Origin of the sequence: Dyella sp. (genome assembly GCF_035503745.1) — a bacterium.
Lineage (GTDB): Bacteria > Pseudomonadota > Gammaproteobacteria > Xanthomonadales > Rhodanobacteraceae > Dyella_B.
Genome location: NZ_DATJTC010000035.1, coordinates 15,929 through 40,238 on the forward strand (window position 1 = coordinate 15,929; position 24,310 = coordinate 40,238).

General features: G+C 64.6%; 21 protein-coding genes. 8 read left to right on the forward strand and 13 right to left on the reverse strand.

Annotated features, from left to right (window positions below; genetic code table 11):
* Positions 1-122 precede the first annotated feature (122 nt).
* Positions 123-2,117 carry a transketolase gene (gene tkt / locus VME63_RS13440; protein WP_325433868.1) on the reverse strand — a complete coding sequence of 665 codons (1,995 nt, stop codon included), beginning with the start codon at positions 2,115-2,117 and terminating at the stop codon, positions 123-125.
* A gap of 284 nt (positions 2,118-2,401) precedes the next feature.
* On the opposite strand from tkt, the gene VME63_RS13445 reads away from it, so the two are divergent.
* A complete protein-coding gene (locus VME63_RS13445; protein WP_325433869.1) occupies positions 2,402-3,001 on the forward strand; it encodes a porin family protein in 600 nt (199 codons plus the stop codon).
* Between the two features lie 111 nt (positions 3,002-3,112).
* Here the strand turns inward: VME63_RS13445 and VME63_RS13450 are convergent, their stop codons facing one another.
* From VME63_RS13450 to pyk, 3 genes are all read right to left on the reverse strand, one after another.
* A complete protein-coding gene (locus tag VME63_RS13450; RefSeq protein WP_325433870.1) occupies positions 3,113-4,117 on the reverse strand; it encodes a class I fructose-bisphosphate aldolase in 1,005 nt (334 codons plus the stop codon).
* A gap of 150 nt (positions 4,118-4,267) precedes the next feature.
* Entirely contained in the window at positions 4,268-4,720 is a 453-nt protein-coding gene (locus tag VME63_RS13455) for an energy transducer TonB (protein WP_325433871.1), read from the reverse strand.
* A gap of 83 nt (positions 4,721-4,803) precedes the next feature.
* A complete protein-coding gene (gene pyk / locus VME63_RS13460) occupies positions 4,804-6,276 on the reverse strand; it encodes a pyruvate kinase (RefSeq protein WP_325433872.1) in 1,473 nt (490 codons plus the stop codon).
* A gap of 117 nt (positions 6,277-6,393) precedes the next feature.
* On the opposite strand from pyk, the gene VME63_RS13465 reads away from it, so the two are divergent.
* Positions 6,394-8,412 carry a S9 family peptidase gene (locus VME63_RS13465; RefSeq protein WP_325433873.1) on the forward strand — a complete coding sequence of 673 codons (2,019 nt, stop codon included), beginning with the start codon at positions 6,394-6,396 and terminating at the stop codon, positions 8,410-8,412.
* Positions 8,413-8,432: 20 nt separating this feature from the next.
* Here VME63_RS13465 and VME63_RS13470 read toward each other — a convergent pair whose 3' ends face one another.
* Positions 8,433-9,245, reverse strand: coding sequence for a S1/P1 nuclease (locus tag VME63_RS13470; RefSeq protein WP_325433874.1), 813 nt, complete (start codon positions 9,243-9,245; stop codon positions 8,433-8,435).
* 52 nt (positions 9,246-9,297) lie between these two features.
* The gene (locus VME63_RS13475) at positions 9,298-9,762 is read right to left on the reverse strand and encodes an OsmC family protein (protein WP_325433875.1); all 465 of its coding nucleotides are present in this window, start codon (positions 9,760-9,762) and stop codon (positions 9,298-9,300) included.
* A gap of 176 nt (positions 9,763-9,938) precedes the next feature.
* Between VME63_RS13475 and gap the strand changes: the two genes are divergently transcribed.
* A complete protein-coding gene (gene gap / locus VME63_RS13480; RefSeq protein ID WP_325433876.1) occupies positions 9,939-10,952 on the forward strand; it encodes a type I glyceraldehyde-3-phosphate dehydrogenase in 1,014 nt (337 codons plus the stop codon).
* A 73-nt stretch (positions 10,953-11,025) separates the two neighbouring features.
* On the opposite strand, the gene tpx is transcribed toward gap, so the two are convergent.
* The 3 genes from tpx to hmgA all read right to left on the reverse strand — a co-directional run bounded on the left by tpx (position 11,026) and on the right by hmgA (position 14,031).
* Positions 11,026-11,526: a thiol peroxidase gene (tpx, locus tag VME63_RS13485; RefSeq protein ID WP_325433877.1), complete on the reverse strand. Its 501-nt coding sequence runs from the start codon at positions 11,524-11,526 to the stop codon at positions 11,026-11,028.
* A gap of 131 nt (positions 11,527-11,657) precedes the next feature.
* The gene (locus tag VME63_RS13490; RefSeq protein ID WP_325433878.1) at positions 11,658-12,641 is read right to left on the reverse strand and encodes a fumarylacetoacetate hydrolase family protein; all 984 of its coding nucleotides are present in this window, start codon (positions 12,639-12,641) and stop codon (positions 11,658-11,660) included.
* Between the two features lie 85 nt (positions 12,642-12,726).
* Positions 12,727-14,031 (reverse strand): homogentisate 1,2-dioxygenase, encoded by a 1,305-nt coding sequence (gene hmgA, locus VME63_RS13495; RefSeq protein ID WP_325433879.1) that lies wholly within the window; start codon positions 14,029-14,031, stop codon positions 12,727-12,729.
* Positions 14,032-14,153: 122 nt separating this feature from the next.
* Between hmgA and VME63_RS13500 the strand changes: the two genes are divergently transcribed.
* Positions 14,154-14,549, forward strand: coding sequence for a DUF5362 domain-containing protein (locus VME63_RS13500; RefSeq protein ID WP_325433880.1), 396 nt, complete (start codon positions 14,154-14,156; stop codon positions 14,547-14,549).
* A 48-nt stretch (positions 14,550-14,597) separates the two neighbouring features.
* Here VME63_RS13500 and hppD read toward each other — a convergent pair whose 3' ends face one another.
* Positions 14,598-15,692, reverse strand: a complete 1,095-nt coding sequence (hppD, locus tag VME63_RS13505) for a 4-hydroxyphenylpyruvate dioxygenase (protein ID WP_325433881.1) — start codon at positions 15,690-15,692, stop codon at positions 14,598-14,600.
* Between the two features lie 128 nt (positions 15,693-15,820).
* Between hppD and VME63_RS13510 the strand changes: the two genes are divergently transcribed.
* The gene (locus VME63_RS13510) at positions 15,821-16,285 is read left to right on the forward strand and encodes a MarR family winged helix-turn-helix transcriptional regulator (RefSeq protein WP_325433882.1); all 465 of its coding nucleotides are present in this window, start codon (positions 15,821-15,823) and stop codon (positions 16,283-16,285) included.
* 47 nt (positions 16,286-16,332) lie between these two features.
* Here the strand turns inward: VME63_RS13510 and VME63_RS13515 are convergent, their stop codons facing one another.
* Positions 16,333-17,790 carry an oligopeptide:H+ symporter gene (locus tag VME63_RS13515; RefSeq protein WP_325433926.1) on the reverse strand — a complete coding sequence of 486 codons (1,458 nt, stop codon included), beginning with the start codon at positions 17,788-17,790 and terminating at the stop codon, positions 16,333-16,335.
* A gap of 309 nt (positions 17,791-18,099) precedes the next feature.
* The gene (locus tag VME63_RS13520; RefSeq protein WP_325433883.1) at positions 18,100-18,948 is read right to left on the reverse strand and encodes a tryptophan 2,3-dioxygenase; all 849 of its coding nucleotides are present in this window, start codon (positions 18,946-18,948) and stop codon (positions 18,100-18,102) included.
* A gap of 256 nt (positions 18,949-19,204) precedes the next feature.
* On the opposite strand from VME63_RS13520, the gene pdhA reads away from it, so the two are divergent.
* The 3 genes from pdhA to VME63_RS13535 all read left to right on the forward strand — a co-directional run bounded on the left by pdhA (position 19,205) and on the right by VME63_RS13535 (position 22,817).
* Positions 19,205-20,290 carry a pyruvate dehydrogenase (acetyl-transferring) E1 component subunit alpha gene (gene pdhA / locus VME63_RS13525; RefSeq protein WP_325433884.1) on the forward strand — a complete coding sequence of 362 codons (1,086 nt, stop codon included), beginning with the start codon at positions 19,205-19,207 and terminating at the stop codon, positions 20,288-20,290.
* Positions 20,291-20,293: 3 nt separating this feature from the next.
* Positions 20,294-21,274 carry an alpha-ketoacid dehydrogenase subunit beta gene (locus VME63_RS13530; protein ID WP_325433885.1) on the forward strand — a complete coding sequence of 327 codons (981 nt, stop codon included), beginning with the start codon at positions 20,294-20,296 and terminating at the stop codon, positions 21,272-21,274.
* A gap of 157 nt (positions 21,275-21,431) precedes the next feature.
* The gene (locus VME63_RS13535; RefSeq protein ID WP_325433886.1) at positions 21,432-22,817 is read left to right on the forward strand and encodes a dihydrolipoamide acetyltransferase family protein; all 1,386 of its coding nucleotides are present in this window, start codon (positions 21,432-21,434) and stop codon (positions 22,815-22,817) included.
* Positions 22,818-22,886: 69 nt separating this feature from the next.
* Here VME63_RS13535 and VME63_RS13540 read toward each other — a convergent pair whose 3' ends face one another.
* Positions 22,887-24,278, reverse strand: a complete 1,392-nt coding sequence (locus VME63_RS13540) for an MFS transporter (RefSeq protein ID WP_325433887.1) — start codon at positions 24,276-24,278, stop codon at positions 22,887-22,889.
* Positions 24,279-24,310: the final 32 nt, after the last annotated feature.

The following is a 24,310-nucleotide window of genomic DNA, read 5'->3' on the forward strand; positions in this document are numbered from 1 at the left end:
GCACCTTGCCGCATCATCCATCACGCCGCCGTCATGGTGGCGGGGTGTCTAGCATGGCTTCGCGAGGCCGGCTCCTCACCCCGGCCCTCTCCCCCGCAAGGGAGAGGGCACCGGGCGCGGGCTCAGCCGATGACGCGCTTGACCGTATCGACCACGTGCGAAACGGTGAAGCCGAAGTATTCGAACAAGGCCGGCGCCGGCGCGGATGCGCCGTAGGTGGTCATGCCGACCACGGCGCCGTCCAGGCCCACGTACTTGCCCCAGAAATCGACCGCGGCCGCTTCCACCGCGACGCGCGCGCGGCACCAGCCGGGCAGGATCGCTTCGCGGTATTCCAGCGGCTGCGCATCGAATTCCTCGGTGCACGGCATCGACACCACGCGCACCGGCACGTTCTGCTGCGCCAGCGTGCGGGCCGCTTCCATCGCCAGCTCCACTTCGGAACCGGTGGCGATCAGGATGGCCTTGAACCGGGTGTCCGCCGGATCGGAAAGCACGTAGGCACCGCGCGCGATATCGGCCACCTGCTGGGCGCTGCGCTGCTGATGCTTGAGCGTCTGGCGCGAGAAGATCAGGCACGACGGGCCGGCTTTGCGCTCGATCGCCACCTTCCAGCACACCGCCGATTCCACCGCATCGCACGGCCGCCACACGCGGTTGTTCGGAATCAGGCGCAGCGAGCCGAGATGTTCGATCGGCTGATGGGTGGGGCCGTCTTCGCCAAGGCCGATCGAATCATGCGTGTACACGTGCACAACGTGCGCCGGGATCAGGCAGCCCATGCGCACCGCGTTGCGGGCGTAGTCGGAGAACACCAGGAAGGTGCCGTCGTAGGGCAGCAGGCCGCCGTGCAGGCTGATGCCGTTGGCGATGGCGCTCATGCCGAATTCGCGCACGCCATAGTGCACGTAGTTGCCATCGGGACCGGTGATGTTCTTGCTGCCCTTCCACATGGTGAGATTGGAACCGGCAAGGTCCGCCGAGCCGCCCACCAGTTCGGGCAACAGCGGGCCGAAGGCGTCGAGCGTCATCTGCGAGGCTTTGCGCGAGGCCACGTCCACGCCATCGGCCTGCAGCTTGTCGATGAACGCCTGCGACTTGCTGGCCCAGTCGGCGGGCAGCTCGCCCGCGGTACGGCGGTGGAATTCGGCGGCCAGTTCCGGATACGCGGCCTTGTATTGGGCGAACGTCTCGTTCCAGGCCTGCTCGCGTTCGGCGCCGGCTTTCTTCTTGTCCCACGCGGCGTAGATCTCGGCGGGGATCTCGAAGGGCTGATAGCGCCAGTCCAGCTCGTCGCGCGCGGCGGCCACTTCGGCCTTGCCGAGCGCGGCGCCGTGCGATTCTTCCTTGCCCTGCTTGTGCGGCGCGCCGAAGCCGATGATGGTCTTGCAGCAGATCAGGGTGGGCTTTTCGCTTTGCGCGAGGGCGTCGGCAAAGGCTTTCTGCACGGCTTGGGCATCGTGCCCATCGACGCCGCGGATCACGTTCCAGCCGTAGGCTTCGAAACGCTTGGGCGTGTCGTCGGTGAACCAGCCCTGCACTTCGCCGTCGATGGAGATGTTGTTGTCGTCATACACCGCGATCAGCTTACCCAGCTTCCAGGTGCCGGCCAGCGAGGCCGCTTCGTGCGAAACGCCTTCCATCATGCAGCCGTCGCCCATGAACACATAGGTGTGGTGATCGACGATGGTGTGGCCGGGGCGATTGAAATGCGCGGCCAGCACTTTTTCCGCCAGCGCGAAACCTACCGAGTTGGCGAAGCCCTGGCCCAGCGGACCGGTGGTGGTTTCCACGCCTGGCGTTTCGCTCGCTTCCGGGTGGCCGGCGGTCTTGGAATGCAGCTGGCGGAAGCGCTTGATCTGCTCGATCGGCAGGTCGTAGCCGGTCAGGTGCAGCAGCGCGTACTGCAACATGGAGCCATGCCCGTTGGAGAGCACGAAGCGGTCGCGGTCGGGCCACTTCGGGTTGGTGGGATTGAACTTCAGATGGTCGTTCCACAGCACCTGGGCAATATCGGCCATGCCCATCGGCATACCGGGATGGCCGGAGTTGGCGGCTTCAACAGCATCCATGGCTAGGGCGCGGACGGCATTGGCAAGTTCGCGGCGCGTGGTCATCAGGGGTGTCTCCAAAGCGGACAGCGGGGAAAGTCACCTATTGTCGCCGATCGGTGTCCGACTGTCGCCACGCGGGGTCGATCCTCGCCATCGGTCGCGGGCGTGCGGGCGCCCATGAATTTTCCAAAATACTGTACTGATGGGTATTGAAACCCCTCCGGTCGTCCTTATCTAGCGAACCAGCACCGTCACGGGACGGATCGCTCGGCCGCGGCTTCACCTCTCCCCAAGGCGCCGCGGGCTGGACACAGATCACGATCGAAGGATCAAAAGGAATACCCCTCATGAAAAAGACTCTGTTTGCTATCGCCCTCGCTACCGCCGGCTTTGCGGCCGTCCCCACGGTCTTCGCCCAGGAAACCTCCACGCAGCAGCTTGCCCAGCAGGGCTGGTACGTTGGCGCCGAAGCCGGCTACGGCGAAGTCAACAAGGGCGCGTACGATTCCAACGGCGATGTCGTCGGCGGCATCAAGGGCGGTTATCGCTTCGCCCTCAATCAGACCACCTCGCTGGGCCTGGAAGCGGGCTATGAATACCTGGGCCAACAGGATGCGCGCGGCGCACGCGGCGATTCCTCGCTGCGCTCCAAGCTGTACGGTCCGACGCTGGGCGCGAACCTGCGCTACAACTTCACGCCCAAGTGGTACGGCGAAGTGCGCGGCGGTGCCTTCTTCGCCGAAGGCCAGGGCCTGACCAACGGCCCCAACCCCAGCTACCAGCGCTTTGACCGTACCCGTTACTACGCGGGCGTGGGCGTGGGCTACAACATCAACCAGAAGTGGAGCGTGGGCGTTAACTACAATTACTACGACGGCTCCAACCGCAACCACGGCGCGCAGCTGGATACCAACGCCGTAACGGTGGCGGCGGAATTCCGCTTCTGAGCATCGCAAGTACCCTCTCCCCAACGGTGAGGGACACGCAAAAAAAGAGAGCGCCCGAAAGGCGTTCTCTTTTTTGTACCGCAGGCTTGTGCGCCGATCAAAAACGATCGATCAGCCCTTCCACTGGCCCAGCGCGGCCAGGCCGTTGTCCTTCGCGCGCAGCGCGACGGTCTTCTGCGCTTCGGTGTAGTTGGCCTTCATGTCCTTGGACCACAGCTTCAATGCCGCCTGCTGCATGGCGCGACCGTAGGAGAAGGACAGCGGCCACGGATGCGGGCCCATGCGGTTCATCGCATTGAGGTGCGCGGTGGACTGTTCGTCGGTCTGACCGCCGGAGAGGAACACGATGCCCGGCAGCGTGGCCGGCACGGTGGTCTTGAGCACGCGCACGGTGGCCTCGGCCACCTCTTCGACGCTGGCCTGGTCGTCCGCATCCTTGCCCGGAATCACCATGCTGACCTTAAGGATGGTGCCTTCCAGCAGCACGTTCTGCTCATACAGCGCGTTGAACAGGCTACGCAGCACGGCTTCGTGCACTTCGTAGCTGACTTCGATGCTGTGGTCGCCGTCCATGATCACTTCCGGCTCGACCATCGGCACCAGCCCGGCTTCCTGGCACAGTGCGGCGTAGCGGGCCAGCGCGTGGCAGTTGGCTTCGATGGCGGTGGAGCTGGGGTTGTCTTCGCTGATGTTGATCACCGCGCGCCACTTGGCGAACTGCGCGCCGAGCTTGACGTATTCGGCCAGGCGCTCGCGCAGGCCGTCGAGGCCTTCGGTGACCACATCGCCCGGGAAGCCGGCCAGCGGCACCGGGCCTTTGTCGACCTTGATGCCGGGGATGATGCCGTTCTTCTTCATCACCTGGGTGAACGGCACGCCGTCCTTGGTGGACTGGCGGATCGTCTCGTCATAGAGGATCGCGCCGGAAATGTGCTCGCTGAGGTTGGGCGCGGTGAGCAGCAGCTCGCGGTAGGCGCGGCGATTCTCTTCGTTGTTTTCGATGCCGACCGCCTCGAAGCGCTTCTTGATGGTAGCGGTCGACTCATCGATGGCGATGATGCCCTTGCCGGGTGCGACCATCGCCAGGGCGATGCTCTCGAGATCTTCAATGCTCATAGGACGACTCCGTAACGCTTGGGCGGCATGAGGCCGCAAGACGGGAACCCACCCGAGGGGGCGGCTAGGCTTGGAAAAGGCGCGATTATAGACCCAACCGGCCGGAGGCGCCCGGCCGGGGGTGTGCGGGGCCTGCGAACGGCGCCGTGGTCAGGCCGCGCCGTAGCCCGGGAGCTTGCACTGGGCCGTCAAGGCGTCCCGCTTGGCCTGGTCGTTCGGAGCGTTGAACGGAACGATGTAATACGTGGCGACCGGCTTGTGCTCGTTGTTGCTCAGCGAGGGACCGTACTCGAACTGCGAGACCGCGCTGATGGCGGCCTTGCCCAGGTCGCTGGGCGGCGCGATCTTGGCGACCTGAAGATCCATCGGCTTGCCGTCCGAGCCAATGAGGAAGGTCACCGCAACGCAACCGGGCTTGTAGATATTGACGCCACTGTTGGGCAGGTCCACGGACACGCCCTGATCGCGATGGTTGATCAGGATCCAGTCGTGGTAGAGCTGGTCCGGCGCGATCTTGCGCGCCTCCTGGGCAACGGCGGGCATGCCGGCGGCCAGGACAGCGGCGGCCACCAGGGATTGGCCCAAAAGAGTCAAAGCGCGCATGACATACCTCCGATGTGTCGCCAAGAGACGAGAGTAGTCTAACCAACCCGCGGCGCATGCGCGCCACGGGCCGGCACCCTCGTTCACAGATCGCGCAGGCTTTCGACCATGCCGTCCGCGCCCACCGACAGCACCTTCAGCGTATTGGTGCCGCCGCCGCGGCCGATGTGGTCGCCGTGGGTCAGCACCACGCGATCGCCTTCGGAGAGCTTGCCCAGCGCAAACAGCTGACGCACCGCTTCGCGCGCGGACACCGCCGGATTCAAGGTGTCATGGGTGAACTTCACCGGCTGCACGTCGCGCAGCATCAACATGCGGCGGCGCGCGTCGTCGAACGGCGACAATGCGTAGATCGGCACCGCACTGCGATAGCGCGACAGCCATTGCGCGGTAGCACCCGATTCGGTCAGCGCCACGATGGCGCGCGCGCCGATCTGATTGGCCAGCAGCATCGCCGCCAGGGCGATGGCCTGGTCGGTACGGTCCAGGCGATGGCCGGCGGTGGCCAGGTCTTCCTTCGGCTCGAACTGGCGTTCGGCACCGAGGCAGATGCGGCGCAGCGCGGCCACGGCCTTGTCGGGGTGCGCGCCGGCGGCCGACTCCTCCGACAGCATCACCGCGTCGGTGCCGTCGATCACCGCGTTGGCCACGTCAAGCACTTCGGCGCGCGTGGGGATGGGCGAGCGCACCATCGACTGCAGCATCTGGGTGGCGGTGATCACGGCGCGGTTGCGCTGCACCGCCTCGCGGATGATTTTTTTCTGCAGGCCCGGCAGCTCCGCATCGCCGATTTCCACGCCCAGGTCGCCGCGCGCCACCATCACCACGTCGGAGGCGTCGATGATTTCGCCAAGCACGGGAATGGCATCCGCGCGCTCGATCTTGGCCACCAGCGAAGCCTTGCCGCCGGCTTCGTGCAGCAAGCGGCGCGCCAGATCCATGTCCGCGCCCGAGCGCACGAAAGAGACGGCCAGGAAATCCGCGCCGATCTCGGCGGCAAGCTTGATGTCGGCCTTGTCCTTTTCCGACAGCGCCGACACGGACAAGCCGCCGCCCTGCCGATTCAAACCTTTGCGATCGGAAAGACGTCCGCCGATCAGCACCTTGCAGCGGATCTCGGTGCCGGCGACGTCGATCACGGTCAACGCCACCAGGCCGTCGTCGAGCAACAGCACGTCGCCCGCGTTCACGTCCCTGGGCAGGCCCAGGTAGCTCACGCCCACGCGGGTCTCGTCGCCGGGCGGTGCATCGTCGCGGCAATCGAGCACGAACGGCTCGCCTTCGCGCAACTCCACCGGGCCGTTGGCAAAACGTTCGACGCGGATCTTCGGACCCTGCAGGTCGGCGAGGATGCCTACTTCAATGCCCAGCTTCTCCGCCGCCTTGCGCACCGCCGTCGCGCGGGCGCGATGGTCGTCGGATTTGCCGTGGGAAAGGTTGAGGCGAACGACATTCACGCCTTCGCCGATGATTCGTTCGAGCATGCCCGGCGCGTCGGTGGCGGGGCCCAGGGTGGCAACAATTTTGGTACGGCGGGAGTGAGTGTCGGTAGTCATCGCTTGAGTTTTCGCAGTCCTTCACGGAGCCTAGCAGAACTGCGCGCGGCGTCGAAGGCTTTATTCAACCGACGCGTGCGTATCGTCGCAGCGCCGCAAATCCTCCGGGGGATTTGGATGGATAAACGTAAATGGGGATTTTTGTCTGTGCTGCTGTGCCTTGTGTGCGCGAGCTACGCATGGGCCGATGACGGCGCGACGACCGCGCCATCGCCCCACCAGCTTCCGCCGATCGGCAACTTCATACGACAGCCCGACTTCTCCCAGGTGAGCATGTCGCCCGACGGCACCTACATCGGCACACTGGTACCCGAGCCTGGCAATCCGTACGGCAACCTGCTGGCCATCCTCGATGCCAGGACCGGCAAGGCGGTACATCTGCTGCGCTCGGGCGCGCATGCGCTGATCCACGACTATTTCTGGGTCGGCGACAAGCGCATCGTCGCCACCATCGCCCGGCAACAAGGCGGCGTTGATACGCCCATACCCACCGGCGAACTGTTCGCCATCGACGTCGATGGCGGCGGCCAGATCGATCTGTTCGGCTATCGCGCGAGCCCAACGCAGCCGGGCGCCGGAGCCGGCAAGGTCCAACCGCGCGACGCCTATGCCCAACCCATGCTCTGGCGTCCTGTCGGCGACAACCAGATCCTGGTCGAGGTCAACGCCTTCACCACCGATCCCGCGGGCAGCCTCACCTCGGCGCGGATGATCGACGTGCGCAACGGACGCAGCGTGGACCTGGGCAGTGCGCCGGCGCGCAACGCGCATCTGCTTGCCGATCACGCCGGACACGTGCGCGTGGCGTATGCCAACAACGATCTCTCCGGCATCGACGTGTGGTGGCGCCCGTCGGCCGGCGCGCCGTGGAAGGTGCTCAACGACCCCGCAACATCCGGCGTGGAGATGGCACCGATCGGCTTCAACCGCGACGACAGCAAGCTGTATGTGCGTGTCACGCATGGCGATTCGCCCGATGCCATCGAAGCGATGACGCTGGCGACCGGCGCGCTCACCTCTCTTTATCAAGGTCGCTTCGCCGATCCGGGTCCGTTGCTGGAGTCAGCCGACGGACTGGACTACTACGCCGTGATCACCCAGGAAGGCAGGCGCTCGCTGTTCTATCTCGATGAAAATAGTCAGGAAGCTCGACTCAACAAGGCGCTGGCTGCGAAGTTTCCCGGGCAACTGGTCTACTTTTCCTCCTTCACGCGCGACGGAAAGCGCGCCATCGTCAGCGTGAGCAGCGATCGCGATCCCGGCGACTACTACATCTTCGATCTGGACACCCACAAGGCAAGTCATCTGTTCAGCGCCATGCCGTGGATCGACCCCGCGCACATGCAGCCGATGCAACCGATCGAACTTAAGGCACGCGACGGACTACTGCTGCATGGCTTCCTGACCCTGCCGGCAGGCGCCAGGCCTTATCCATTGATCGTGCTGCCGCACGGCGGCCCGCACGGCATTGCCGACCTCTGGCAGTTCGATCCAGAAGTCCAGTTGCTCGCCTCGCGCGGCTACGCCGTGCTGCAGATCAACTACCGCGGTTCGGGCGGTTACGGCAGCTACTTCCAAAACCGCGGCTATCGGCAATGGGGCCTGAGCATGCAGGACGATCTCACCGACGCCACGCGCTGGGCGATCGACCAGGGCTACGCCGACGCCAGGCGCATCTGCATCTACGGCGAGAGCTATGGCGGCTACGCCGCGCTGGAGGGCGCGGTGCGCGAACCGGATCTTTATAAATGCGCCATCGGCTACGCAGGCGTTTACGACTTGCGGCTGCAACTGGACCTGGGCGACACACGCCAAACCAGGATGGGCGAGGCCTACCTGCAGCTCGCGCTGGGTGACGATCGCAACGATCTGCTGCGCCGCTCGCCGCTAAGCGGTGCCGGCCGCATCAAGGCCGACATTCTGCTGATCCACGGCGGCGACGATCCGCGTGCGCCGTTCAAGAACTTCCAGGCATTCACCCAGGCGCTGGACCAACACGGCAAGCATTACCAAACGCTGGTCGAGCCGCACGAAGGCCATGGTTTCTTCCTGCCGGAGCATCAGCAGGAAGCGTATCAGGCGATCATCGGCTTCCTGGATCGCAACATCGGCCCCGGCGCGGCCGCTAAGCCGTAAGCGATACCGCGGCCGCGCGATCAGCCGTTCTGCAACGCGATGTTCAACACTTCGGCCAGGCGCCTGCCCGCTTCGCGCAGGCGACTGTCGGCCACCGGCAACTCCGCATCGATGTAGGCCTGATCGATCTTGTGATTGGCCGGATAAATATCGTGCGTGATCTGGCACGATTCCTCCGCCCATTGCACCACCGGACGATCCAGCGGCGCGATCGGCGGCGGCAGCGGCGCGGGGCCTTCGGCGTCCAGGCGATCGGCATAGGCTTTCCAGCCCAGACCGCGCGTGCTGAGCAGGCCCGAGTCCCATACGCGATGCAGGTTCATGCCCTGCCCCTGGAATTGCACTTGATACGCGTTGCCGCCCGCGTCATCGCGATAGCCGGCATGCAAGGGCTGATGAATGTCGCCGATGAAATGCACCACGAACTTAAGCGCCTGCAACCGCGCCGCATCCGTCTGCGTGCGGTCGCTCAGGATGGCGACATAGTGCGGAATGGCTTCGACCACGCACTTGCCGTCCTTGCAATCGCGCGGCGCCACGTACACACAATTGGGATTGTGGAAATCGGCGTAGTGCAGCGGGCGCGTTTCCTTCCACAACGCCTGCTGGTTCGGATCGTTGCGGATCTCGTCGGGCCAACTGGCGATGTCGGCCAGCGATTGGGTGTGATCGAGCGCCAGCAGATGCAGCACCTCCGCCTTCGCCGCGGGACTTAAGTGCCGCTGGGCCAGCTCGGCGACCACGCTGTGGCCCAGCGGCCCCCAGGCCTCGGCAGCAGGCGCGAGGGCAAGCGTGACGAACAAGGCGGCAGCAAGGCGGCGCAGGCGGGGCATGGCAGGCATCCGGAATGGCAAGTGGCGCATCTTGCCACAGCCACCATGACATTCATGCATGGCTGGTGTGCACCACGTTGCCGCTGGCATCGCGCACGCTGACGTCCACCGCAATACCTTGCCGCACGCTCTCGGTGACGATGCAAAAATCTTCGAATTGGGCCAGCGCGCGCTCGCCGTGCTCGAAGGCCGTCACCGCATCGGCGAGCTGCAACTCCACCGCGATGTGCACGATGCGCCAGCGGCCATGTTCGTTGCGCGCCGTGCTGGCCCGCACCCGGGCGGTGAGCTTGCCGGGCTCGTTCTTGAACTTGCGCAGGGCGAACAACAGGCTGGCGAGCAGGCAGTTGGCCACCCCGGCGATCAGCAGGCGCGAGGGATTGGGCCCGGTCTCCCCGCCCAGCGGCCGGGTCTCGTCGGTCGCCATGTCCGGTATGGCGGTGCCGTCGAAGCGCACGCGAAATTCGTAGTCGTGGGTCTGCTCCAGGCTCAGTTCGATGACTTGCTCTTCGCTCATGACGAGGTTTCCTAAGGCTCAAGGACGGGGATCCAGCCGCCCGATCCTGCACCCGGCCGGCCGTTCAGGCCAGCCCCGGATGAGGTATCGACCCGGTTCTGGCTAAAATACGTGTTTCGGCGGTCCGTCCGGACCGTCGCTTCGCTGCCCCATCTTGCTTTGGAGGATGCTGTCCCATGGCCATCAAGGTCGCCATCAACGGTTACGGTCGCATTGGCCGCAATGTTTTGCGTGCGCTGTACGAATCGGGTCGGACCAACGAATTCCAGATCGTTGCGGTCAACGACCTCGGCAACGCCGAAACCAACGCGCACCTCACCCAGTACGACACCGCGCACGGCAAGTTCCCGGGCGAAGTGTCGGTGGACGGCGGCGACCTGATCGTCAACGGCGACCGCATCAAGGTCTGCGCCGAGCGCGATCCGTCCAAGCTGCCCTGGGGCGAGCTGGGCATCGACGTGGTGCTGGAGTGCACGGGCCTGTTCACCTCCAAGGCCAAGGCCGGCGCGCATCTGGCCGCGGGCGCCAAGAAGGTGATCATTTCAGCGCCCGGCGACAAGGACGTGGACGGCACCTTCGTCTACGGCGTGAACCACGACAAGATCACCGCCGCGCACCAGGTGATTTCCAACGCCTCGTGCACCACCAACTGCCTGGCGCCGCTGGCCAAGGTGCTGCACGAAAAGATCGGCATCGTGCACGGCCTGATGACCACCATCCACGCCTACACCAACGACCAGGTGTTGACCGACGTCTATCATTCGGACCTGCGTCGCGCCCGTTCGGCCACGCATTCGCAGATCCCCACCAAGACCGGCGCCGCCGCCGCGGTGGGCCTGGTGTTGCCCGAACTCAACGGCAAGCTGGACGGCTTCGCCATGCGCGTGCCGACCATCAACGTGTCGGTGGTGGACCTGTCCTTCGTCGCCGCGCGCAACACCACCAAGGAAGAAATCGACGCCGCCATCCATGAGGCCGCCAACGGCGCGCTGAAGGGCATCCTGGCCGTGAACAGCAAGCCGCTGGTGTCGATCGACTTCAACCACAATGCATCCTCCTCGATCTACGACTCCACCCAGACGCGCGTCATGGGCGGCACGCTGGTGAAGGTGCTGAGCTGGTACGACAACGAGTGGGGTTTCTCCAACCGCATGCTGGACATGACCAAGGCGCTGATGGCGGCCAATTAAGCCCCATCGCCCATCGTTCGCAAAAAAAGCCGGGCGTTGCCCGGCTTTTTTGTCGCAATACCGCGGCGAAACCTTATTTCAGCGCGGCGAGCGCCGCATCGTAATTGGGCTCGTGCGCGATCTCACCGACCAGTTCGGTGTGCAGCACCTTATCGTGCGCATCCAACACGACCACCGCGCGCGCGGCCAGGCCCACCAGCGGTCCCGATGCGATCGCCACGCCGTAATTCTTCAGGAAATCGTGCCCGCGCATGGTCGACAGCGTGGCCACGTGATCCAGGCCTTCGGCGCCACAGAAACGCGCCTGCGCGAACGGCAGGTCGGCGGAGATGCACAGCACCACGGCGTTATCGAGCTGACCGGCCTTCTCGTTGAAACGGCGCACCGACGTGGCACATGTCGGCGTGTCGACGCTGGGGAAAATGTTCAGCACCTTGCGCTTGCCGGCGAAGCTGGCCAGCGTGGCGTCGGACAGATCCTTGGCGACGAGGCTGAAAGCCGGTGCCTGCTGGCCCACGGCCGGAAGCTGGCCGTCGATCTTGATCGGATTGCCCTTGAGCGTAACCTGGGACATGGGGGAACTCCTGACTGCGGTGAGGAAGCGATCGGGCCACGATAGCGCCGATGTATCCATGCGTCGAGCGAAGCGATGCTCCCTCTACCCGCCGCAGAAAGGGAGCATCTCGCGCAAGGCGGTGAAGCCGATTACTTTAGCGGCGCGATCGCCTGCTCGATCGCGCCGAAAATCGATACGCCGTGTTTATCGGTGACCTCGATGCGCAGCGTGTCGCCGAACGTCAGGAACGGCGTGGTCGGCCGGCCGTCACGCAGGGTTTCCACCGTGCGCTGTTCGGCCAGGCACGAGGCGCCCTTGCTGGTGTCTTCGTTGGCGATGGTGCCCGAGCCCACGATGGTGCCGGCCGTCAGCGGCCGCGTTTTCGCCGCGTGCGCCACCAGTTGCGCGAAGTTGAATTGCATGTCCACGCCGCATTCGGCTTCGCCGAACCATTTGCCGTTCAACCAGGTGCGCATGGGCAGATGCAGTTTTTCGCCGCGCCACGCATCGCCCAGTTCATCGGGGGTCACCAGCACCGGCGACAGGGCCGAACGTGGCTTGGATTGCAGAAAACCGAAACCCTTGGCCAACTCTGCCGGAATCAGGTTGCGCAGGCTGACGTCGTTGACCAGGCCGACCAGCTGGATATGCCCCGCCGCCTGCTCGGGCGTCACCGCCATCGGCACGTCGTCGGTCACCACCACCACTTCCGCTTCGAGGTCGATGCCGTACTCTTCGCTGGGCACCGTCACCGGGTCGCGCGGCCCGAGAAAGCCCGCGCTGGTGGCCTGGTACATCAGCGGATCGACGTAAAACGACTCGGGCACTTCGGCGCCGCGCGCACGGCGCACGCGCGCGACGTGCGGCAGATAGGCGCTGCCGTCGACAAATTCGTAGGCGCGCGGCAACGGCGCGGCCAGCCTGGCGGCATCCAGCGCGAACGCACCCGTGGCACTGCCGGCGTTGAGTTCGTCGGACAACGCATTCAGTCGCGGCGCGGTGTTGGACCAATCGTCGAGCGCCGCCTGCAGCGTGGCGGCAATGCCGCCGGCCTTCACCCCGCGGGTGAGATCGCGGCTGACGACGATCAGCGTACCGTCGCGCCCGCCTTCCTTGAGACTGCCCAGTTTCATGCATTCACTCCGTCGGCTGCACATGCGGGCAGCCCATTGCTTGTTCGATGTGCGGTGGCGTGGGTCGCCAACCGCGCTGCGCGCCTCACCCTTGCCGGGGATCGAAGCGCTTTTTAATGCCCTGCCAGCACTGGTAGTAATCGTGCTGCAGTTGCGGCGCGTCCAGCGCTTGTTGGGTTGGGTGGATCACCTTGCGCGTTTCGAACATGAAGGCCATCGTGCCGGTGATGTGATCGGGCTTGCTGACATCGGCCTCACTCGCCTTGGCGAAACTCGCCTCATCCGGGCCGTGGCCGCTCATGCAATTGTGCAGGCTCGCACCGCCCGGCACGAAACCGCCGGCCTTGGCATCGTAGGCGCCCTCGATCAGGCCCATGAATTCACTGGCCACGTTGCGGTGGAAATACGGCGGACGGAACGTGTGCTCGGCCACCAGCCAGCGCGGCGGGAAGATCACGAAATCCATATTGGCCGTACCGGGCGTATCGCTGGGCGAAGTCAGCACGGTAAAGATCGACGGATCGGGATGATCGACGCTGATCGAACCGACGGTGTTGAAGTGCATCAAATCGTATTTATAGGGCGCGTAGTTGCCGTGCCAGGCCACCACGTCCAGCGGCGAGTGATCGATGCGCGCCGACCACAGCGCACCCTGGAATTTGTTGATCAGCTCGAAATCGCCTTCAACGTCTTCGTAAGCGGCGTGGGGGGTGAGGAAGTCGCGCGGCAGCGCCATCGAGTTGGCCCCGATCGGCCCCAAGTCCGGCAGGCGCAGCAGGCTGCCGAAGTTTTCCGCGACGTAACCGCGTGCCTCTCCGTCCGGCAGTTCCACCCGAAAACGCACGCCGCGCGGAATCACCGCCACGTCAAGCGGCTTGAGATCCAGCACGCCAAACTCCGTGGCCAGGCGCACGCGCCCCTGCTGCGGCACGATCAACAGCTCGCCGTCGGCGTCGTAGAAGAAACGCCCCTGCATGGAACGATTGGCCGCATAGACGTGGATACCGCAACCAGCCTGCTCGGCCGCGCCGCCGTTGCCGGCAAGGGTGACCAGGCCGTCGATGAAATCGGTGGGCTGGACGGGCATCGGCCAAGGGTCCCATCGCAACTGGTTGGGCGTGGCCGGCGCCTCGTGGAAGCGGTTATGGAAGCGGGCATGCGCAAGCGGCTTGAACGGCTGGTGCATGGCCGCCGGACGGATACGGTAGAGCCAGCTGCGCCGGTTGACGTGCCGCGGCGCGGTGAACGCGGTGCCCGACAACTGCTCGGCGTACAGGCCGTGTGCCACGCGCTGCGGGGAATTCTGCCCGGCCGGCAACACGCCCGCGATCGCCTCACTGGCGAACTCGTTGCCAAAACCGGATTGGTACTGCTCGGGATGGGTTGACATGGAAGCTCCGCGGCCTTGGGTGCATGCGGCACGCCAGCGCCGATCCTATTACTCTTGACCCCGCCTCGCTCAAGGAAATGAGGCGATACCTATTTCACTGCAACGACTGCAAAGGAAAAAACATGTCCGATCAGTACGCTTCGCTGGGCAAGGCGCCCAGCTATTCGCTCCAGGATCTGATCCAGCCATTGGCATCGGGCAAAGGGTGGATGAAGTTCGTGGGCATCATGTTCATCGTCCAGGGTGTCGTCACGGCCCTTACCATCGTGGGCATTCTCATCGCTTGGCTACCGATCTGGACCGGCGTGCTGCTGGTTCAAGCCGCCGGCGCGCTGGAAAACGCCCAGCTCAGCGGCGATGCGTTTGCATTGAAGGAATCGTTTGCCAAGCTCAGAACGTATTTCGTGATCCAAGGCGTGCTTTATCTGGTGGGTATCGCGATGATGGTGCTGTATTTCATGTTCTTCGGCGCGATGTTCGCCACGCTGATGAAAAACGGCGCCCTTATGCATCACTGACCCGCACCGCGTGGCCGTGCGCGCCGGCCGGCCACGCTTTTGGGCGCTTTAAAGCACGCCGCGCTTCATCTGGTCGCGCTCGATCGATTCGAACAGCGCCTGGAAGTTTCCTTCGCCGAAACCTTCGTTGCCCTTGCGCTGGATGATCTCGAAAAAGATCGGCCCGATGTTGTTCTGGGTGAAGATCTGCAACAGCTTGCGCTGCTTGGTCTCCGGGTCCGCGTCGATCAGGATCTTGTTTTTGGCCAGCCTCGGCACGTCTTCGCCGTGGTTGGGAATGCGCATGTCGATGACATCGAAATACGTCTCGGGCGTGTCGAGAAACGCCACGCCGTTGGCGCGCATCGCTTCGACCGTGTCGTAGATGTTGTCGGTGAAGCAGGCGATGTGCTGGATGCCTTCGCCGTGGTACGCGTCCAGGTATTCGTTGATCTGGCTCTTGGGATCGCTCGACTCGTTGAGCGGAATGCGCACGATGCCGTCAGGCGCGGTCATCGCCTTGGACACCAGGCCGGTCTTGGCGCCCTTGATGTCGAAGTAGCGAATCTCGCGGAAATTGAACAGGCGCTCGTAGTAATCGGACCACTTCTGCATGTTGCCGAAGTAGAGGTTGTGCGTGAGATGGTCGATGAAAGTCAGGCCGAAACCGGCCGGGTTCTGCTCGGCGCCCGGCACCGGCGAGTAATCGCCATCGTAGATGCTGCCGGCGTCGCCGTAGCGATCGACCAGATACAACATGCAATCGCCAATGCCCTTCACCACCGGTGCCTTGACCGCCTTGCTGTCGGCTTTGTCGGCCGACACTTCGCCGCCGTTGGCGAGCACGGCCTTGAGCACGTCCGCCGCCGGCCTGGTGAAGCGGATGGCGAAACCGCACGCGCACGGGCCGTGCTTGGCGGCAAAATCGGCGGCGAAGGATTGCGGATCTTCGTTGACCAGGAAGTTGACGCCGCCCTGGCGGTAGACGGTGATCGGACGCGTGTTGTGCTTGAGCACGGCGCTGAAACCCATGCTCTTGAACAGCCCATGGAGCTCGCCAGCGCGTCCGGCCGGCGCGGCAAACTCGACGAATTCAAAACCGTCGATACCCATCGGGTTCTCGAAGGTGGTCACCTGCATGCCGAGGTTGGGGTGGGCGTTCATGGCGCGCTCCTGATCAAAGTCGATGCGTTCAAGCCGATGCGCGACGGCGGCCGCATGAGCGTGCCACCATCGCCATGAGACCAACGTTATAGTTACATATGAAACTAATTGCAAGGAACAGTGCCGCAATGCCCAACCCGCGCAAGCCTGCCCCCGCCGGAGCCGAACACGCCCCCCTGCAGCTGGAGCATTTCCTGCCCTACAAGCTCTCCATCCTGTCCAACACGGTGAGCCAGGCCATTGCGGACGATTACCAGCGACGTTACGACCTGAGCGTGACGGAATGGCGCGTGATGGCGGTGCTGGCACGGTTCGACGGCCTGTCGGCGCGGGAGGTGGCCGAGCGCACCGCCATGGACAAGGTGGCGGTAAGCCGGGCGCTGGCCCGCCTGGTGGAAGCCGGTCGCGTGCATCGTGAGACGCACGGCAACGACAAGCGCCGCTCGGTACTCAGCCTCACTGAGGCCGGCTGGGCCATTCACGATGACGTGGCGCCGATGGCGCGCGCGCGGGAGCGCGAAGTGCTGGCCAAGCTGGACGCGCAAGAGCAAGAGTGGCTCAACCGCATCCTGGACAAGCTGCTGGCGCACTGAAGCGTGCCGGGTCGTTGCGGCACGCGCCGGAACGACCCGTCAGGACATCATTTCACGCCATGCATCAGGCGGTTGATCAGCGGCGAGACCAGCCACAGCAGCCCGCCCGCGCCAACCAGCAGCCAGAAGCCGAAGGTGAACCCGCCCAGCGCGGAGGCGGCGGTCATGCCGCCGGTGCCGCTGATGTAGCCCGCCACCAGTCCGGACAGATTGCCGCCCACCGCCAGCGAAAGAAACCAGCCGCCCATCGCTACGCCGACCAGGCGCGGCGGCGCCAGCTTGGTGACCATCGACAGGCCGATCGGCGACAGGCACAGCTCGCCAACCGTCTGCAGCACGTAGCACAGCGTCAGCGGCCAGAACGGAATCAGGCTGCCGCCCTCGCCGATCAGCTTGGACAGCGCGTACATCAGCCCGGCGAAGCCCAGCCCGTTGAAGATCAGGCCAAGGCCGAACTTGCGCGGGATCGACGGCTCCCGGTGGCGCTTGGCCAGCAACCCCCACGTCAGCGATACCACCGGCGCCAGCACGATGATCGCCAGCGGGCTGACCGACTGGAACCACGCCACCGGGAACGTCCAGCCGCCGGGCATGCGCCGGTCGACCAGGTTTTCCGCCAGGAAATTGAACGAGGTGCCAAGCTGGTAATAGAACGTCCAGAACAGCACGTTGAAAGCGAAGATGACCAGCATCGCCACCACGCGGTCCAACTGCACCCGGTCGTGGCGCTTGGCCTCGACCATCAGCGCTACGGCGACGATCACAAACAGCGGCCCCAGCACCAGCGACAGTCGCTGCGCACCGTAGCGCAGCAGCAGGTACACCAGCGGCACCGCCACCGCCACGCCAAGCAGCACCCAGACCACGCGGGCCAGCCCTTCGGCGCCGGGCGCCGGACGCCCCACGCCTTTGAGGCCGCGCCGGCCGAACCAGAACCACACCAGGCTCAACAGCATGCCTACGCCGGCCGCCGCAAACACCACCTTGTAGTTCTGCTGCATCGGCGTGTCGGTGACATACCCGGCCAGCCAGCCGGTCAGCAGCGGCGCCACCAGCGCGCCGAAGTTGATGCCCATGTAGAACAGCGTGAAACCGCGGTCGCGGCGCTCGTCGGCCATGCCGTAGAGCTGTCCGACCATGGAGGAAATATTCGGCTTGAACAGCCCGTTGCCCACGATCACCAGCGCCAGGCCGCACAACAGCAGGTTCTGCTCCGGCAGCATCATCACGAACAGGCCCAGCCCCATCACCAGCGCGCCGACCAGGATCGAACGCTGGTAACCGATGACCTTGTCGGCCACGAAGCCGCCAAAAATGCTGCTGGCGTAAACAAGTGCGGTATACGCGCTGAAAATCGCGCTGGCCCACGCCTGGCCGGATGGATCGCCGTGATAGAACTGCGCCACGATGTACAACGCCAGCGCCCAGCTCACGCTGTAGAACGAAAAGCGCTCCCAGAACTCGGTCATGAACAGCATCCACAGCGGCCGCGGATGGCCGAGCATCTGCGGAAAGTCGGGCACGGCGGCGATGCCGGCGGCGGGATTCTGGCTCACGGATTTCCCCCTGGAAGAATAGGTATGGCAGCTTCGCATCGGCTGCACTGGACTTGCTAGGACCTGTTTACGCTATGCGCGTAGCCCGGTTGCGTTTGAGTGGCCGCCATCCGGCGCGGGCTACGTCCATAGTGTAAACAGGCCCTAGATGTAACCAGCAGCACCGCTGGCGTCAAACGCAACGCAGCATCTTCAGCCGGGCGCGGAAGTTTCAGGCCAACGTCATTGCGGCGCAGACGCCCATCGCGGCGAGGGAGATCAGCTGCCCAGCACCGTGCGCACATCCAGCAATTCGGGAAAGAATTCCAGCTCCAGCGCCTTCTTGAGAAACGCCACGCCGGAGGAACCGCCCGTACCGCGCCGATGTCCGATGATGCGCTCCACCGTCTTCATGTGGCGGAACCGCCATAGCTGGAAACTTTCCTCCATGTCCACCAGTTGTTCGCACATGTGGTACTCCGGCCAAAACATGGCGGTGTCCTCATAGATGCGCTTGAACACCGGCAACAGCGCTTCATGGCGACGGTACGGCTCGCTCCAGTCGCGATCGAGCAGCGCCTCGGGCACCGCATGGCCGCGGCGCGCCAGGTAGCGCAGAAATTCGTCGTAAAGGCTGGGCGCCTGCAGCACCTCGCGCAATGCCGACTGCGCGGCCGGGTCGTGATCGAACACGCGCAGCATCTGCGCGTTCTTGTTGCCCAGCATGAACTCGATCTGCCGGTATTGCAGCGATTGAAAGCCCGACGAAGGCCCCAGTGCCTCGCGAAATTCCAGGTATTCGGCCGGCGTCAGCGTCTCCAGCACCGCCCACTGCTCGAACAGCTGACGCTGCACCTGCTTGACCCGCGCCAGGATCTTCAGGCACCCGTTCACGTCATCGCCGCGCAGGTGCGCCAGCGCCGATTTCAGCTCATGGATGATCAGCTTCATCCACAACTCGGCCACCTGGTGCTGCACGATGAACAGCATCTCGTCGTGATGCGCGGGCTGGGTAAGGGGGTGTTGCGCGGACAGGAGCTGATCCAGCCGCAGGTAGCCGCCGTAGGTCATCTGCCCGTTCAGGTCGAGCTGGATGCCCGCCTCGAGATCACGCTGGTTATCCGTCATAAAGGTCGGCAAGCACGGAAAACGCTCATGTTAACCGTTAACATTGCCTGCGTAATATGTAGATCAAGCCCCAGCACCCCGCCCTGCCACCAAGGGTCCGTACGGGCTCGCATGCTGCACCGTACCTTGCGGCGCAACATGGGTGCCTGCTATCAAATAGGGGTTTTTTTGAGACTTTCCCTGTGCGCAAGGCCCCACTGGATGGGCCTCGCCTCCCCCGCAGAAACTCTTTCCTTACCCCATCCGGGAGCGAGTCGTGTCCATCGCCGCCAAGTTTGAAATCGAATACCTGCAATACCTCGACGCGGAAGGCAAGCAGGTCCGTGACGACCTGCCTGAGTTCGCCAAAGACCTCCACCACATGGTCGAGCTGTACAAGCTGATGATGTCCACCCGCGTGTTCGACGCCAAGTCGGTTGCCCTGCAACGTACCGGCAAGCTCGGCACGTATGCAAGCTGCCTGGGCCATGAGGCCGCCCACGTGGGCATCGGCAGCGCCATGAAGCCCGAGGACGTGCTGGCACCGAGCTATCGCGAATACGGCGCCCAGCTGTTCCGCGGCGTGCAGCCGCGCGAGGTGTACATGTACTGGGGCGGCGACGAACGCGGCAACGACTACCAGAAGGAACCGGCCCGCCACGACTTCGCCTGGTCGGTGCCGATCGCCACGCAATGCCTGCATGCCGCCGGTTCCGCGCTGGCGTTCAAGATCCGCAACGAACCGCGCGTGGCGGTGTGCACGATCGGCGACGGCGGTTCGTCCAAGGGCGACTTCTACGGCGCCATCAACATCGCCGGCGCGCAGAACCTGCCGATGGTGGCGGTGATCGTCAACAACCAGTGGGCGATCTCGGTGCCGCGCAAGATCCAGTCCGGCGCGCCGACGCTGGCGCAGAAGGGCATCGCCGCCGGCCTGTTCTCGATCCAGGTGGACGGCAACGACATCATCGCCGTGCGCAAGGCCATGGAAGATGCGCTCGAGCGCGCCCGCACCGGCAAGGGCGGCAGCGTGCTGGAGCTGGTCACCTACCGCCTGAGCGACCACACCACCGCTGACGACGCGCGCCGTTATCGCGGCGAACAGGAAGTGAAGGACGCCTGGGCGAAGGAACCCATGAAACGCCTGCGCAACTGGCTGGTCGCGAAGAAAGCGTGGGACGACCAGAAAGAAGAAGCGTGGAAGACCGAGTGCGACGACTGGATGGACAACGAGGTCAACGCCTACCTCCAGACCAAGACCCAGCCGGTCACGGCGATGTTTGACTACACCTTCGCCGAAGTCCCGGCGGACCTGGCCAAGCAACGCGATCTGGCAATCTCGCTCGACAAGAAGGCGCACTAAGTCATGGCACAAATCACTCTTATCGAAGCCGTCACCCAGGCGCTGGCCTATGAAATGGCCCACGACGAAAGCGTCGTAGTGCTGGGCGAAGACGTGGGCGTGAACGGCGGCGTGTTCCGCGCCACCCAGGGCCTGCAGGAAAAATTCGGCGAACTGCGCGTGCTGGACACGCCGCTGGACGAAACCACCATCGCCGGCGTCACCGTGGGCCTGGCCGCGCAAGGCATGAAACCCGTGGCCGAGGCGCAGTTCGAAGGCTTCATCTATCCGATGATGGAGCAGATCGCCTGCCACGCCGCGCGCCTGCGCAACCGCACGCGCGGGCGCATCACCGTGCCGGCCGTGTGGCGTGCGCCGTGGGGCGGCGGCATTCGCGCGCCGGAGCACCACTCCGAAGCCAACGAGCACCTGTTCACCAATATCCCCGGCCTGCGCGTGGTGATGCCGTCCTCGCCGGCGCGCGCTTATGGCTTGCTGCTGGCCGCGATCCGCGATCCGGATCCGGTGATGTTCTTCGAACCCAAGCGCATCTACCGCCAATACAAGGAAGAAGTGCCCGACGACGGCGAAGCGCTGCCGCTGGACGTGTGCTTCGTGCTGCGCGACGGCACCGACGTCACCATCGTGACCTGGGGCGCACAGGTGAAAGAAGCGCTGGAAGCGGCCGATGCGCTGGCCGAGGAAGGCATCAGCGCCGAAGTGATCGACGTGGCCACGCTCACCCCGCTGGACTTTGACACCATCGCCGAGTCGGTGCAGAAGACCGGCCGCTGCGTGATCGTGCACGAAGCTCCCAAGACCGCCGGCTTCGGCGCGGAAATCGCCGCGCGCATCGCCGAGGAATGTCTCTATGACCTGCTTGCGCCGGTCGAGCGCGTCACCGGCTACGACACACACATTCCGCTGTTCCGCCTGGAGATGAAATATCTGCCGAGCGCGGACCGGGTGGTCGAAGCCGCCAAACGCACGCTTGCCGCAAGCTGATGCTCTTAGCCCCTCTCCTTAGCTTGCAGGGGGAGGCTGGGAGGGGGTAACGCTCTTGCTTTGAACCCAACGGCTTCACCCTCATCCCAACCCTCCCCTGCTGCACGCGGGGGAGGGGGACAAAACAACGAATCATCCACTTTTCGGAAATCCGAACATGGCCGACATCAAGACGTTCTACCTGCCGGACCTCGGCGAAGGCCTGCCCGACGCCACCATCGTCGAATGGCACGTGAAGGAAGGCGACACCATCAAGCTCGACGCCCCGCTGGTGTCGATGGAAACCGCCAAGGCGGTGGTCGACGTGCCCTCGCCCTACACCGGCAAGGTCACCAAACTGCACGGCGCCGCCGGCGACGTGATCGAAACCGGCGCCGCGCTGGCCGAATTCGAACCCGATCCCAATGCCAAGCAGCGTGCCGAGGCCGAAGCCACCGGCCATCATCACGGCCCCAAGAAAGCAGCCTCGCCCGCGGCCGAACCCAAGAAAGTCACCGCTTCGGATGAAGGCGGCGAGATCGAAGAGGGCAATGGCGAAACAGTCGTCCGCGAAGACGAAGGCACGGTGGTCGGCGCGATGATCAGCGGCAGCCACGTGCACGTCGAACAAGCCTCCAGCGTGGGCGGCGTGAAAGCTGTGCCGGCCGTGCGCGCGCTGGCCAAGAAGCTCAAGGTCGACCTCGCCCGCGTCAAACCCACCGGCGCTGACGGCGTGGTCACCCTGCAGGACGTGAAGAACGCCGCCGCCAGCGGCAGCGCCACGCTAGGCAGCGCCCCCGCGCGCGCGGTTCCCGCCTCGGCCGGCCGCCACCTGGCGCCCGAACTGCCGCAGCCGGAACCGGCACGCACGCCGACCTCGCTCGCCGGCAAGCCGGTACGCACCGCACCGCCGAGCGTGCAGGCCAGCGGCCAGCCGGAGCAGCTCAAAGGCGTGCGCCGCAACATGGCCCGCGTGATGGCCGACGCGCACGCCAACGTGGTGCCCACCACCCTGGTGGACGATGCCGACCTGCACGCCTGGATCGGCAAGCAGGACATTACCGCGCGACTGATCCGCTCGATCGTCGCCGCATGCAAGGCGGTGCCCGCGCTCAACGCATGGTTCGACGGCAAGAACCTCAGCCGCACCCTGCATCCGCACGTGGACATCGGCATTGCGGTGGATACCGAGGATGGCCTGTTCGTGCCGGCCCTGCGCAACGCCGACGTGCTCGACGGAGCGGGGATCCGCGCCGGTATCAAGCGCCTGCGCACGCAGGTGGAAGACCGCACCATTCCTTCGTCGGAACTGAGCGGCTACACCATCAGCCTGTCGAACTTCGGCATGTTTGCCGGCCGCTACGCCACACCCGTGGTGGTGCCGCCCTGCGTGGCCATCATCGGCGCGGGCAAACTCAGCCACGACGTGGTGGCGGTGATGGGCGGCATCGAAGTGCATCGCCGCATGCCGATCAGCCTCACCTTCGATCATCGCGCCGCGACTGGCGGCGAGGCGGCGCGTTTCCTGAAAGCGTTGCTGGACGATTTGTCGCTGCCGAACTAACCGGCAGAGCACGGAAAAAAAAGCGCCTTTCATGGCGCTTTTTTTCGAGGCAACCGTACCTGGCAAGGGTCACTCGTTTCCGGATCCGTTGCGGGCGGCGTCATTGAGGCGCAAATGCCGCGTTTCGGGTGCCCAGGCGATCGACACCAGCATGCCGATCAGCAACACCGCGGCCAGCATCATCATGGTGGGTTGCAGACCCCACGCTTGCATGCCGATCGGCAACAGAAACACGCCTCCCGCCGACCCCAGACGGCTGCATGCGATGGCAAATCCGACGCCGCTGGCGCGCACTTCGGTCGGAAAAGACTCTGGCGGATACACGCCCACGAGATTGGATACGGCCGAGAGCGCCGCCGTGAACAAGGCAAACGCCGCCACCAGCGCCATCGGCAACGAACTGGGCAGCAGGCTCAGCGCCATCAACGCCGCTGCCGTCACCGCGAACGATCCAATCAGGAAAACGCGCCGCGGAAGCTTGACCGTGAGCCAGATACCCAGCAGCGCACCGGCGATCAGCAGGCCGTTGAGCAGCAGGTCGGCATTGCTGTCTTCCTCCAGGTGGATCACCTTGAGGATACCTGGCAGGAACGTATAGATCGCGAAATACGGAATCACCAGGCACACGAAGAATATGCAATTGAACAGCGTGCGCCGAATCATGTCATGACGGAACAACCGCCCGAACCCGCCGGGCGCAGAGGCGTGGTCGTGCGTGCTGGTATCCAGCACCACGTCCGCGCCGAAACATTTCCTGACCACGGCCTCGGCTTCGGCGCGGCGACCTTTGTCGAACAACCAGCGCGGCGACTCCGGGGTACCCATGCGCAGTACCAGCACGATCAGCGCGGGCACGCCTGCGGAGGCGAGCAGCCAGCGCCATGCGCCCGGATCCGATCCATGCGACACATACGCCATGCCAATCAGGTTGGCCGCGACATAGCCGATGGTCCAGATCACACTGAACGAGCCGAGCAGCAGTCCGCGATGCTTGCGTGGCGAGAATTCGGCGAGAATGGCATGGCCCACGGCGAAATCGCCCCCCATGCCCAAGCCCAGCAGCATGCGCAAGAGACACAGCGCAATCGCCGTCTGTGCGTAAAATTGCGCGAAGGCCGCCAACGTGATGATGACGAAGCTCAGCAGAAAGATCTTCTGACGGCCCACGCGGTCCGAAAGCCGGCCGAACAACAGGCTGCCCAGGAAAATGCCGACCAGCGTGGAGCTGCCGATCAACCCTTCCCATAGCGCGCGGTAATGCCCCTGCGCACCATAGGTCTGGTCAAGGAAGGGCTTGAGCGCATAGGCGATGGTGCCGATGGCATAGCCTTCGGTGAGGTGCGCGCCGAAGGTAAGCGCAGCGATCTTGCAGTGAAATCCATTGAGCGGCACATCGTCGAGCAGGATTTTCCCGTCTTGGGACGGCCGCGGCGCGTCGCCATGCCGGGCTTTTCCCCTCACAACCGATGCTTGTCCGTCACCACTAGCCATAA